Annotated in this window: 10 protein-coding genes; 5 read left to right on the top strand and 5 right to left on the bottom strand. The window is 65.4% G+C overall.

What is annotated here, in order from left to right; all coding sequences use genetic code 11:
• Positions 1 to 26: 26 nt before the first annotated feature.
• Entirely contained in the window at positions 27 to 725 is a 699-nt protein-coding gene (locus AC0KVN_RS15585; protein WP_435567220.1) for a DUF899 family protein, read from the top strand.
• 110 nt (positions 726 to 835) lie between these two features.
• Here the strand turns inward: AC0KVN_RS15585 and AC0KVN_RS15580 are convergent, their stop codons facing one another.
• The gene (locus AC0KVN_RS15580; RefSeq protein WP_435567219.1) at positions 836 to 2,395 is read right to left on the bottom strand and encodes a S10 family peptidase; all 1,560 of its coding nucleotides are present in this window, start codon (positions 2,393 to 2,395) and stop codon (positions 836 to 838) included.
• A 221-nt stretch (positions 2,396 to 2,616) separates the two neighbouring features.
• Between AC0KVN_RS15580 and typA the strand changes: the two genes are divergently transcribed.
• The 3 genes from typA (at position 2,617) to AC0KVN_RS15565 (ending at position 6,027) form a co-directional block, all read left to right on the top strand.
• Positions 2,617 to 4,434 (top strand): translational GTPase TypA, encoded by a 1,818-nt coding sequence (gene typA / locus AC0KVN_RS15575; protein ID WP_004210140.1) that lies wholly within the window; start codon positions 2,617 to 2,619, stop codon positions 4,432 to 4,434.
• A gap of 139 nt (positions 4,435 to 4,573) precedes the next feature.
• The gene (locus tag AC0KVN_RS15570) at positions 4,574 to 4,744 is read left to right on the top strand and encodes a hypothetical protein (protein ID WP_004210141.1); all 171 of its coding nucleotides are present in this window, start codon (positions 4,574 to 4,576) and stop codon (positions 4,742 to 4,744) included.
• 107 nt (positions 4,745 to 4,851) lie between these two features.
• Positions 4,852 to 6,027 (top strand): hypothetical protein, encoded by a 1,176-nt coding sequence (locus AC0KVN_RS15565; RefSeq protein ID WP_435567218.1) that lies wholly within the window; start codon positions 4,852 to 4,854, stop codon positions 6,025 to 6,027.
• On the opposite strand, the gene AC0KVN_RS15560 is transcribed toward AC0KVN_RS15565, so the two are convergent.
• The 4 genes from AC0KVN_RS15560 to AC0KVN_RS15545 all read right to left on the bottom strand — a co-directional run bounded on the left by AC0KVN_RS15560 (position 6,024) and on the right by AC0KVN_RS15545 (position 10,459).
• Entirely contained in the window at positions 6,024 to 7,388 is a 1,365-nt protein-coding gene (locus AC0KVN_RS15560) for a sensor histidine kinase (RefSeq protein WP_483656204.1), read from the bottom strand. The genes AC0KVN_RS15565 and AC0KVN_RS15560 overlap by 4 nt on opposite strands.
• Positions 7,385 to 8,146 (bottom strand): response regulator, encoded by a 762-nt coding sequence (locus tag AC0KVN_RS15555; RefSeq protein ID WP_247594401.1) that lies wholly within the window; start codon positions 8,144 to 8,146, stop codon positions 7,385 to 7,387. Before AC0KVN_RS15555 ends, AC0KVN_RS15560 begins: the two co-directional genes overlap by 4 nt.
• Before the next feature lie 14 nt (positions 8,147 to 8,160).
• The gene (locus tag AC0KVN_RS15550; RefSeq protein ID WP_037515759.1) at positions 8,161 to 9,063 is read right to left on the bottom strand and encodes a dioxygenase family protein; all 903 of its coding nucleotides are present in this window, start codon (positions 9,061 to 9,063) and stop codon (positions 8,161 to 8,163) included.
• Positions 9,064 to 9,178: 115 nt separating this feature from the next.
• Positions 9,179 to 10,459, bottom strand: a complete 1,281-nt coding sequence (locus AC0KVN_RS15545) for an MFS transporter (RefSeq protein WP_483656203.1) — start codon at positions 10,457 to 10,459, stop codon at positions 9,179 to 9,181.
• 128 nt (positions 10,460 to 10,587) lie between these two features.
• On the opposite strand from AC0KVN_RS15545, the gene AC0KVN_RS15540 reads away from it, so the two are divergent.
• Positions 10,588 to 11,901 carry a NupC/NupG family nucleoside CNT transporter gene (locus tag AC0KVN_RS15540; RefSeq protein WP_004210148.1) on the top strand — a complete coding sequence of 438 codons (1,314 nt, stop codon included), beginning with the start codon at positions 10,588 to 10,590 and terminating at the stop codon, positions 11,899 to 11,901.
• Positions 11,902 to 11,905 lie beyond the last annotated feature (4 nt).

Below are 11,905 nucleotides of genomic sequence, written 5' to 3'. Positions count from 1 at the left end.
GCGTTCGGCGCGGGAGGAGAGTGACCATGGACGAACAATTGACAGCGGCCGCCGACATGGCGGCGCATCGCCAACCGGCATTTCCGGGCGAAAGCGCGGACTATGCCAAGGCGCGGCAGCAACTGCTGGCGGCGGAGATCGAATTTCGCCGCCACATGACGCGCCTGACCGCCCAGCGCCAGGCGCTGCCGCCCGGCCCGCTGATCACGAAGGATTATCGCTTCAAGGACGAGCAGAGCTTCGAGGTCGGCCTGATCGACCTGTTCGGCGACAAGGATGTGCTGGTCAGTTACTATTGGATGTTTGGGCCGGAACGCGAGCGGCCCTGCCCGATGTGTACCAACTGGATCGGCGCGGTCGATGGCAATGCCAGCGATATCAAGCAGCGCGTCGCCTACAAGATATTGTCGCGCAGCCCGGTCGAACGGCAATTCGCCTTCGCGCAGGAGCGGGGCTGGCGCAACACCGACTTCATCCAGACGATCGGCGACGATTATGCCCGCGATCTCGACCTGCTCCAGCCTGACGGCGAATATCCCGCGCTGATCGTCTATCGCCGCGACGGGGATCAGGTGCGGCTCTTCTGGATGAGCGAGATGGGCCGCGAAATGGCCGACCCCGGCCAGGATCCTCGCGACGCGCCCGACATCGCCGCGCTCTGGTCGATCCTCGACCTGACGCCGCAGGGGCGGCCGGCCGACTGGTATCCGAAGCTGCGCTACTGACCCTCGCCGTCATCCCCGCGCAAGCGGGGATCCATCTCCCGACGATGCAATTATGCGCCAAGTCAGGAGATGGGTTCCCGCCTTCGCGGGAATGACGACGGGAAATCAGGTCAGCGTTTGCCCTCGGCGTAATAGCGTTCCATGTCGAGGCGCATCTGGTGCAGCGCTTCCGGGTTCAGATAGACCATGTGGCCCGCCGGATAATATTTGAACTGCAGGTTCGGCCGCAGCGCCGGCTCCAGCATCATGTGCTTCAGGTCGCGCTCGGTCGAGAAGAAGGGCGTCGCCATGTCATAATAGCCGTTCAGCGACAGCACACGCAGATGCGGGTTGATGCGCATCGCGGTGCTGAGGTCGGCGGTGACATCGGCGACATTCTGCTTGCGGCCCGACGGCGGCTCATGGCTCCAGTCCCAGTTGAAGGCGCCGCCCTCCCGCGCGCTCAGCCGATAGCTGAGGTCGGTCTGATAGCCGAGCTTGTTGGTCAGCTGATCCAGGAAGCTGCCGACATAGAGGCCGCTGATCGCGGTGTCCGACGGATCATATTCGGGATCCTCGCCCGCCGCATCCTCGTCCATCCCCTTGTAGCGGCTGTCGAACCGGCCGATCGTCTCGCGTCCGTCGCGCAGCAATTCCTTGCGGAAGCGGCTGAGGCTGACGCGCAGATTGGCGCGCTTGAGATAATCGACCGACAGGCCGGTGAAGCGGCTCATCTGCTGGGCGACGGCGTCCTCTTCCTGGGCGCTGATGTCCTGACCCTTCAGCAGCGCGGCGGCATAGGGACCGTTGGCGAACTGGCGTGCTTCCTCGACAAAGGCTTCCAGGCTGGCCGGGCGGCCGCCGGGCACGCGATCATGATACCAGGCGGTCGCCGCATAGCTGGGCAGATAGCCGATATGGATGGTGTCGAAGCCCGACTGGCGGATGCCGTAATTCATGATCGATGACAGCAGGATCACGCCGTTCAGCGCCATGCCGCGGTCTTCCAGCTGATAGGCGAGCGCGCCCGATCGGGTGGTGCCATAGCTTTCGCCGAAAATATATTTGGGGTCGCCCCAGCGGCCATTCTTGGTGGTGTAGCGCAGGATCGCCTTGGCAAAGGCATCGACATCCTGGTCGACGCCATAGAAGTCGGCGCCCTTGGCATCGCCCAGCGGCCGCGAATAGCCCGATCCCACCGCGTCCAGGAACACCATATCGGTGCTGCCGATCAGGCTGTCGGGATTGGGGCCGACATCGAAGGGCGCGGGCGCGACCGCCTCGGGATTGCCGGTGCGGACATGATCGGGCGCAAAGCTGCCCATGCGCAGCCACAGCGAGGCCGAACCGGGACCGCCATTGTAGAAGAAGGTCAGCGGTCGATGCTTACCCGGCGCGGTATAGGCGGTGTAGAAGACGCTGGCGGTCGGCTTGCCCTGCGCATCGCGGATGGTCAGCGTGCCGGCGGTCGCGGTGTAGGCGATCGACTTGCCGTCGACGCTCGCCGTGCCCTTGCTGGTCTTGGTCACTTCCTCGACCGGTGCGCTGGCCCAGTTCTTGGCGATCTCGTCTGCCGTCTGCTCGGCATGCTGCTTGGCGGCGTCGGACGCGCCATCCTTCTGGGCGAGGGCGGGGTGGGACAGGGAAAGGGCGAGGAGGGAAGCAAAGCCAAGGGTGGCGGTCAGCCGCATGGGGTGTCCTTTTCTTTTCAGGGTGCGAACCTGACGCGGTGTCATAGGCGGCTGCCACAGCGGGGCAAGGGAAACATCATAACATGACAGGATATTCATCTGCGCTCTGATCGATCCTTCCGCTGCCCTTGCCGCATCGCGTCATTTCCTGTAGGGGCGCGCCCGAAGCCTCTGCGCGGCCTTGTGTCGGCCAGGGGAGCCCCATATCCCAAAGGCAAGACATGTCCCTGCGTAATATCGCGATCATCGCGCACGTCGACCATGGCAAGACCACGCTCGTCGACCAGCTTTTCCGCCAGTCCGGCACCTTCCGCGACAACCAGCGCGTCGAAGAGCGCGCCATGGACTCGAACGACCTGGAAAAGGAACGCGGCATCACCATTCTGGCGAAGCCCACCTCGGTCGAATGGAACGGCACCCGCATCAACATCGTCGATACGCCCGGCCACGCCGACTTCGGCGGCGAAGTGGAGCGCATCCTCTCGATGGTCGACGGCGTGATCCTGCTGGTCGACTCGTCGGAAGGCGCGATGCCGCAGACCAAGTTCGTGACCGGCAAGGCTCTGGCCCTGGGTCTGAAGCCCATCGTCGTCGTCAACAAGGTCGACCGTCCCGACGAGCGCATCCAGGAAGTGCTGGACGAAGTGTTCGACCTGTTCGTGACGCTCGACGCCACCGACGAACAGCTCGACTTCCCCGTCCTCTACGCATCGGGCCGCAACGGCTATGCCAGCGAGGATTCGCAGCGCCGTGAAGGCACGCTGGAGCCGCTGTTCCAGAAGATCGTCGACCATGTCCCGCCGCCGTCGCTGGATCAGGACGCGCCGTTCAGCTTCCTCGTGACGCTGCTCGACCGCGACAACTTCCTGGGTCGTATCCTGACCGGTCGCGTCCAGTCGGGCACGGTCAAGGTCAACCAGCCGATCCACGCGCTGGATGCCGAAGGAAACGTGATCGAAACCGGCCGCGCGTCGAAGATCATGTCGTTCCAGGGCCTGGACCGCGTGCCGGTCGAGGAAGCCAAGGCTGGCGACATCATCTCGCTCGCCGGCCTCACTGTCGCGACTGTGGCCAACACCATTTCCGACCCGCAGGTCAGCACCCCGATCAAGGCGCAGCCGATCGATCCGCCGACCCTGTCGATGCGCTTTGCCGTGAACGACTCGCCGATGGCCGGCCGTGAAGGCAGCAAGGTGACGAGCCGCATGATCCGCGATCGTCTGGCCCGCGAAGCCGAATCCAATGTTGCCATCAAGGTGACGGAATCGGACGACAAGGACAGCTTCGAAGTCGCCGGTCGTGGCGAGCTTCAGCTGGGCGTTCTGATCGAAACCATGCGCCGCGAAGGCTTTGAACTCGGCATCTCGCGTCCGCGCGTGCTGTTCGGCGAAGACGAGAATGGCGGCAAGACCGAGCCGTACGAAACCGTCGTCATCGACGTGGACGATGAGTTCTCGGGCACGGTCGTCGACAAGATGAACATCCGCAAGGCCGAGATGACCGACATGCGTCCCTCGGGCGGCGGCAAGACCCGCATCACCTTCTCGGCGCCCTCGCGCGGCCTGATCGGCTATCATGGCGAATTCCTGTCCGACACGCGCGGCACCGGCATCATGAACCGCCTGTTCGAGAAGTACGGCCCCCACAAGGGCAAGATCGAAGGCCGCAAGAATGGCGTCCTGATCTCGAACGGCGCCGGCGAAGCCAATGCCTATGCGCTGGGTCCGCTGGAAGATCGCGGCATCCTGTTCGTCGGCGTGGGCGAAGCCCTCTATGAAGGCATGATCATCGGCGAAAACGCCAAGCCGGAAGACCTCGAAGTCAACCCGATGAAGTCGAAGGCGCTGACCAACTTCCGCGCCAGCGGCAAGGACGACGCCGTCCGCCTGACCCCGCCGAAGAAGATGACGCTGGAACAGGCGATCGCTTACATCGACGACGATGAAATGGTCGAAGTCACGCCCAAGACCATCCGTCTGCGCAAGCGCTACCTCGACCCGAACGAGCGCAAGCGCATGAGCCGTTCGAAGGCCGCCTGATTTATCAGGGTGGCCCATATGAAGGCCGCCTGATTTATCAGGGTGGCCCTATTAAGGCCGCCTGATTTCCGGCTAGACAAGATATGAAAGGGCCGGTGTCGCGAGGCGCCGGCCCTTTTCCTTTATCCAGGAGGCTGCAATGGCCGATCTCTATCTCAAGGCGCTGGAATCCGAGCGGCGCAAATTATGGGCCGAATGCCGCCTCAAGGGCCTGCCCAAGGGCACGCCGGAACGCGAGCGGATCGTCGAGATCGATGCTCTGCTCAAGGCGCACAAGGCCAAGAAGGACGGCAAGTCCGCCAACCCGTGACGGCCGCCATTTTCCGGTCGGCTCAGCATAAATCCCGATAGGCGGGAAGGGCATGCTTCCTATCGTCGCGGTTCTCATGGGCCGAGGCGAAGCGGAAGGGCGTGCAAGTGACCAACGAAGCGGACGCCGAAGGGCACGACCTGTTCGAATGGGGGCCGCCGCGCGGGCTGCCTGGCTTTGTCCGTCTGTCGGTGCCGGCCCTGCCCACGGTGCGCGCCCGCGCCCTGCTTGCGCTGGCGATCGGCTGGTTGCCGCTCCTGCTGCTCATCCTCGTCCTGCCGGGCCATGACCGGGCCGGCGACCTGCGCCATTTCCTGCGCGACGTCGGGGCGCATGCCCGCTTCGCCTTTGCCGTGCCGCTCCTGCTGGTCGCCCATGTCGAAACCGCGCGGCGGCTGGGCGCGGTGGTGCGCCATTTCGCCATTTCCGGGCTGATCCCGCCCGATGCCGGGGACGGATTGAAGGCTGAACTGGCCAGGGCGCGCGCGGCGGTGCGTGCGCCGGTCGCCGAACTTCTGGTGCTGCTCGCCGCCTATGCGATCATCCTGTGGCTGTTCGCGACCGGCATTTCGAACCATGGCCTGCCGGCCTGGACCATCGCCGGGCCGGGGCGGCTATCGGCGGCCGGCTGGTGGCATATGCTGGTCAGCCTGCCGCTGTTGCTGACGCTGCTCATGGGCTGGCTCTGGCGCATCCTCATCTGGACGCGGCTGCTGCACAAGGTCGCGGCCATGGACCTGCGGCTGGTCGTCGCCCATCCCGACAATGCCGGCGGCCTGGGCTTTCTGGCCCAGTCGGTCCGGGCCTTCGGCACCTTTGCGCTGGGGATCGGCTGCATCACCGCGGGCCGCTTCGCCAACGTCCATCTCCAGGGCGCTGCGACGCCGATGACCGGCGGCTTCCTGATCGGTGGCACGGTGGCGCTGGTGCTGCTGCTGTGCGTTGCGCCGCTGGGCGTGTTCCGCCCGGTCATGGCGCGGGCCTGGCGGCGCAACGCGATGCATTATGGCGCGCTGGCGGTGGCGCTGGGTCGGTCGTTCGAGGATCGCTGGTTCGATGGCAGCGCGAAGGAACAGCCCGATCTTCTCTCCGCGCCGGATTTTTCGGCGGCGGCCGACCTCTATGGCGTGGTCTCCAACGTCTATGCCATGCGTTTCCTGCCGGTCGACCTGCGCAGCCTGCTGATCCTGATCGCGTCGACGCTGGCACCTTTTCTGGTGGCGATGTTCCTGTCGATGCCGACTGCGATGGTGCTGCAGGAACTGAAGGGGATGATGCTTTAGCGGTCGAGCGGCAGGATCACCGTGGCGCGCAATCCGCCCTCGGCCCGGTTGGCAAAGCCGATGCTGCCCTCATGTCCCTCGGCAATGGTGCGGGCGATCGACAGGCCCAGGCCCACGCCGCCGGTCTCGCGATTGCGCGACGCTTCGCCGCGATAGAAGGGCTCGCACAGCCGGTCGAGAATCTCGGGCGGAACGCCGGGGCCGGAATCCTCGACATCGACGATCGCCCGTGCGCCCTGGATGCGCAGGCTGACCCGCGCCGATCCGCCATAGCGCACCGCATTCTCGACCATGTTGCCGATGCAGCGGCGCAGCGCGAGCGCGTCGCCCTCTATCACCGCGCGCTGGCTGGCGGTGACGACGACATCATGGCCCATGTCGGCCAGATCGTCGGCCAGCGTCTCGACGATCGCCGACAGGTCGATGCGCGCGCGCTGGCGCCCTTCGGTCCCTTCGCGCATGAAATCGAGCAGGTCGGTGACCATCGCCCGCATTTCCTGCACGTCGGCCTGCGCCTTGGCGCGCGGGCCATCGGGCAATTGTTCCAGGCGGAAGGACAGGCGCGTCATCGGCGTGCGCAGGTCATGGGCGATCGCCACCAGCATGGCGGTGCGTTCCGACACATAATCGGCGATCCGCGCGCGCATGTGATTATAGGCGATGCCCATGGCGCGCACTTCGGGCGGGCCGCCGATCGGCAGCGGCTCGGCGCGTTCCGGCCGCTCGCGCGCGGCCCCTTCGGCCAGCAGGCGGATCGGCTGGGTAATGCGCCGCGCCACCCAATAGGCCGGCAGCAGCAGCAGGATGAAGATGCCCGCCATCAGCGACAGGGTGATCGCGTACCAGCGCCAGTTCGGCCCCTGCCGCCCCAGCAGCACCGACCAGTTCCTGCCATCCTCGCGCACGGCCAGCGCAAAACTACCGCGCAGCATCATCCGGCCGGGGTCGAACTCCATCCCCATGTCGGGCCGGGGCTCGATCTCCGGTCCGGGACGCGGCATGCCGATCGGCGGTCGTTCCTGGATCAACGCCACCGCATTGGCGGGCACGCCCAGCAGGCCGGCAATGCGCTCGGCCCCCGCACGGTTGCTTTCCTGCCCCGCGTCGGGCGCGGGGGCGCGATCGGATTGATAGCGGCTGATCTGCCAGCTTCCGGGCGGCTGGGTGCCGCCGCGCAGCAGGCCGGTCGCCTCCACCAGCATCATCGGCCGGGCATGGGGCGGGGGGCCGCGAAAGGCGACCAGCATCATCGCGCCCAGCGCCAGCAACAGGGTGGCGGCGACCAGAAAGACGATCCGGGTCAGGATCGAGGGATTGTAGCGTCCCCGCTCGCCGGCGCCCGGCAGCATCGCCGGGCTCACGCCGGGCGGACCTCGGCGGTGAACATATAGCCTTCGTTGCGGATCGTGCGGACCAGTTCGTCGCCCATCTCGCCACGTTCCAGCTTGCGGCGCAGGCGGCTGACCTGGACATCGATCGCCCGGTCATAGCTTTCCGCGTCGCTGCCGGCCGAATAGTCGAGCAACTGGTCGCGGCTCAGCACCCGGCGCGGATGTTCGATGAAGGCGCGCAGCAGGCGGAACTCGCCATCGGTCAAGGTGACGACGACATTGTCAGGGTCGGTCAGCAGGCGCACGCCCATGTCGACCTGCCAGCCGGCAAAGCGCAGCCGCTGCCCGGCGGGCACCTGCGGTTCCGATGTCTGGCGGCGATTGCGGCGCAGCACGGTGCGGACGCGGGCGAGCAGTTCGCGCGGATTGCACGGCTTGGGCAGATAATCCTCCGCCCCCATTTCCAGCCCGACGATCCGGTCGATATCGCCGCCGATCGCCGACAGCATGATGATCGGCAGGTCGCCGTTCGCGGCCAGTCGGCGCAGGATCGACAGCCCGTCCTCGCCCGGCATCATCACGTCCAGCACGGCGATGTCGAAAGTCTGCGCCGCCAGCGCCTGATCCATCGCCACGCCGTCCGCGACCGCGGTCACGGCAAAGCCATGCTGCTCCAGAAAATCCGACAACAGGATGCGGATGTCCGCATCATCGTCGACCACCAATATGCGCGATCCGTCCATATTGGCGGTCAGCATATCGATTGAAGGCGATCCCTGCAAAGTCATCCGCATAATTCCTGTCAGATGGCGATGCCGACCGTCACCGTGCCGGTGAAGCCATTGGTCGTATCGCCGGTCATGGTGGGCGTCATCGCCGCGACCTGGGCCGACGTGTTGTCGCCGAACACATTGTCGCTGCTGGTGGTGATCTTGGCGAAATTGGTCTTGCTGCTGGAATAGCCGCTGGTCGCATAGACCGTGTTGCAAGCATCCGTCGGCATCGCGAACTGCGACGTCAGCACGCGATTGGCATAGCTGGTCGCCTTGGCCAGGCTGGGATAGACCTCGAAATGGATATGCGGGAAGCGCCCGTCATAGCAGCCGGGGAAGATGCTGGTGAAGGTCACCTGGCCATTGGCATCGGTGACGCCGACGCCGCGCAGGTAATTTTCGCCCGGTACGGTATAGAGCGAATAGAGGCCGTCGCGGGTGCAATGCCAGATATAGACGGCATAGCCTTCCAGTGGCGCGCAGCTGCCATTGACGTTCACCACCGTGATGGTGAGCTGCATATAGATGCCCTCGGCGGTGCCGCTCGACGATCCGAAGCTCGACCGTATGTCGGTGCGCACGATGCCGGTATCGTCCAGCACATTGACGACGCTGCCATTGCTGCTGTTGGACCCGTCCGCCGGATAGGGGCCGTTGGTTTCCTCCGGATCGGCGATGCAACTGCTCGACGTCGGGGTCGGCGTGGGTGTTGGCGTCGGGGTAGGGGTGGGCGTCGGCGTGGCGGTCGACGTGTCACTATCGCTGTCACTGCCGCCGCCACCACAGGCGGTGATCAGCGCGGCGCTGCCGGCCGAAAAGAGCAGGCGCAACGTGCGGCGCCGGCCCATCGCCTCGCCGGCCAGCTTGCGCATCTGCGCCAGGTCATCGGCCAGGCCATGGCCATGGTCGTCATGCGCGCCATCCTGCATCATCTCGCTCTACCCTTCTGTCGTCTGTGGACTGTCAGAAGGGCAGGACTAGGCGCGCCATATATCCCCGCGATGTCTCGACGTGGCGGCTTTGTAGCGCTTTATGTCAATGGTCCCTTCAATGGCCGCGCGGCCGGGCAAAGGCCGGGCGCGGCAGGCTGGCAAGCGCCAGGCTGCTGCCGACCATCAGGACAAGCGTTATCCACAGGAAGGGCGCATAATTGCCGAAGCGGTCGAAAATCGCCGACGCGCCCAATGGCCCGGTGGCGGTGCCGACCGATAGTGCCATCAGCAGCCCGCCATAAAGGCCGCCAAAGGTCTTGAGGCCGAAATGCTGGGTAGTGAGATAGACGATCACATCGACCTCCGCACCCAGTGTCAGGCCGATCAGCGCTGCCGCCGCGATCAGCAGCGCGACATTATTCCCCGCGCCCAGCAACAACAGGCTGGCAGCCGCCGGCAGCAGGAAGACGCCCGCACCGACCAGCGATCCGCGGAACCGGTCGAGCAGCAGTCCGGTCGCCAGCCGGCCGATGATCGAACAGAGGCCCACGACCGAGGCTATGCCGGCCGCCCGCATCGGGTCCGCGCCGCGATCGGTCAGGATCGGCAAGAAATGCACGACCAGCGCGATGATGGTGAAGGTGAAGAGCAGGCTGGCGAGCAGCAGGCGATGATAGATGGAGGATCGCACCCCTTCGGCCAGTGTGGCGCCGACTGCGGGTGCCGCAGCGGTGGCCGTCTCGGCCTCGCCGCGCCGCCGATCTCGCGCGCCGCGGAAGAAGAGGAAGATCAGCGGGAAGCTGCACGCCGCCCAGATCGCCGCCTGGATCGGCGCGGCGCGTTGCCAGCCATATTGGCCGATCAGCCAGCTGCCCATCAGCGGAAAGATGGCGACCGCGATCGATGCGCCGCACAGGGTGATGGCAAAGGCCAGGCCGCGTGACGCCTCGAAACGGGTGGCGACGGCACTGGTCCAGATCGTCGCCTGCACCGGCAGGGTCGCGAGCGCCAGCAGCGCCCAGAGCAGATACCATTGGCCGGGGCTGCCGGTCGCCGTGCCCAGCAGGGCAAAGGCGCCACAGGTCAGCAGCACGCCGACCAGCCCGAAGATGCGTGGCCCCAGCCGGTCGACCATCAGGCCGATCGGCACGGAAAAGACTGCCTGGACCAGGGTGGACAGGGTCAGGCCCACCGTCACCTGCGTCCGCGTCCAGCCGAACTGGTCGCTGATCGGCTGGATATAGGGGCCAAGCCCATAGATATGGATGACGCTGGTGGCATAGCCGAGCGCGGCCGCGATCGGCAGCATATAATGACGCCGCCATTCCGTAGCGGCACCGGGCTTGTCAGTTTCCATCAGCATCGCCTCTCCCCATCGCATCTTCTGTGTCGTCATGGTTCTGATCGATTTGCCGACAAAAAGCGAGGTTATCTCATTTATATCGCGGGGCGGGATTCCCTGCTGGTTTCCGCGCGCTGGCCCTGTATAGTCGCGCGGTTTGCCCATTCCCGCGAAAGCGCTTCATGCATCTTCTTATCGGCCTCGCCGGCATATTGCTGATTCTTGCCATTGCCTTTGCCCTCTCTTCCAACCGCCGCGCGATCCGGCTGCGCGTGGTCGGCGCGGCCTTCCTGCTGCAGGCGGGGATCGCGCTGCTGGTGCTCTATGTGCCGGCCGGACGCGCCATCATCGCGGGCATGTCGCATGGCGTCGCCAATCTGCTGGGCTATGCGCAGGCGGGGACCAATTTCATCTTCGGCCCGCTGGCGAAGCCCGAAATCGGCGGCGCCAGCTTCGCCATCGCGGCGCTGCCGGTGATCATCTTCTTTGCCAGCCTGGTGTCGATCCTCTATTATCTGGGCATCATGCAGTTCATCGTCCGCTGGGTCGGCGGCGCGATCGAGAAGGTGACGGGCGTGTCGAAGGTGGAAAGCCTGTGCGCCGCCGCCAACATCTTCGTCGGCCAGAGCGAAAGCCCGCTGGTGATCCGTCCCTATCTCGCCGGCCTCAACGGGCCGCAGCTGTTCGCGGTGATGACCAGCGGCATGGCGGGCGTCGCCGGCACCATCCTCGCCGCTTATGCCTCGATGGGGATCAAGATCGACTATCTGCTCGCGGCCAGCTTCATGGCGGCGCCCGGCGGCCTGCTGATGGCCAAGATCATGATGCCCGACGAACCGGAATGCGAACCGGAACTGCCGCTGGAGGATGATATCCACCTGCCCGAAACGCGCCGTGCAGCTGCGGTCGCGGCGGTGTTGAATGCGGAAACCACGCCGGGCGAACCCATGCCCGTCGCCACCCATGACGAGGAAAAGCCCGCCAACATCATCATGGCGGCGGCGCAGGGGGCCCAGACCGGCGTCAAGCTGGCCGTCGCCGTCGGCGCCATGGTGCTGGCCTTCGTCGCGCTGGTGGCGCTCGCCAACGGCATCCTCGGCGGAATCGGTGGCATCTTCGGCTATCCCGAACTCAGCTTCCAGCAACTGCTCGGCTATGTCTTCTCGCCGGTCATGTATCTGCTCAACATCCCGTGGAACGAGGCGCAGGTAGCCGGCGGCCTGTTCGGTACCAAGGTCGTGCTCAACGAATTCGTTGCCTATATCAACCTTGGCCAGGTGCAGGACGGCCTCTCGCCCTCGACCATCGCCATCATCACCTTTGCCCTATGTGGTTTCGCCAATTTCAGCTCGATCGCGATCCAGATGGCGGTGACCGGCAACCTTGCCCCCAATCAGCGGCCGATGATCGCCAAGCTGGGGCTGAAGGCGCTGGTCGCCGGCAGCCTGGCCAATCTGATGAGCGCCGCGCTGGCCGGGTTGATGTTAAGCCTTTAACCAA

The organism is Sphingobium sp. SG1, from assembly GCF_057063145.1.
The sequence above is the reverse complement of the archived record's forward strand: the minus strand, read 5'-3'. Positions and strand labels throughout refer to the sequence as shown.

Coding starts and splice junctions, on each gene's coding strand:
- AC0KVN_RS15585 (WP_435567220.1), top strand. CDS start 27: ATGGACGAACAATTGACAGCGGCCGCCGACATGGCGGCGCATCGCCAA.
- AC0KVN_RS15580 (WP_435567219.1), bottom strand. CDS start 2,395: ATGCGGCTGACCGCCACCCTTGGCTTTGCTTCCCTCCTCGCCCTTTCC.
- typA (WP_004210140.1), top strand. CDS start 2,617: ATGTCCCTGCGTAATATCGCGATCATCGCGCACGTCGACCATGGCAAG.
- AC0KVN_RS15570 (WP_004210141.1), top strand. CDS start 4,574: ATGGCCGATCTCTATCTCAAGGCGCTGGAATCCGAGCGGCGCAAATTA.
- AC0KVN_RS15555 (WP_247594401.1), bottom strand. CDS start 8,146: ATGACTTTGCAGGGATCGCCTTCAATCGATATGCTGACCGCCAATATG.
- AC0KVN_RS15550 (WP_037515759.1), bottom strand. CDS start 9,063: ATGATGCAGGATGGCGCGCATGACGACCATGGCCATGGCCTGGCCGAT.
- AC0KVN_RS15545 (WP_483656203.1), bottom strand. CDS start 10,459: ATGACGACACAGAAGATGCGATGGGGAGAGGCGATGCTGATGGAAACT.
- AC0KVN_RS15540 (WP_004210148.1), top strand. CDS start 10,588: ATGCATCTTCTTATCGGCCTCGCCGGCATATTGCTGATTCTTGCCATT.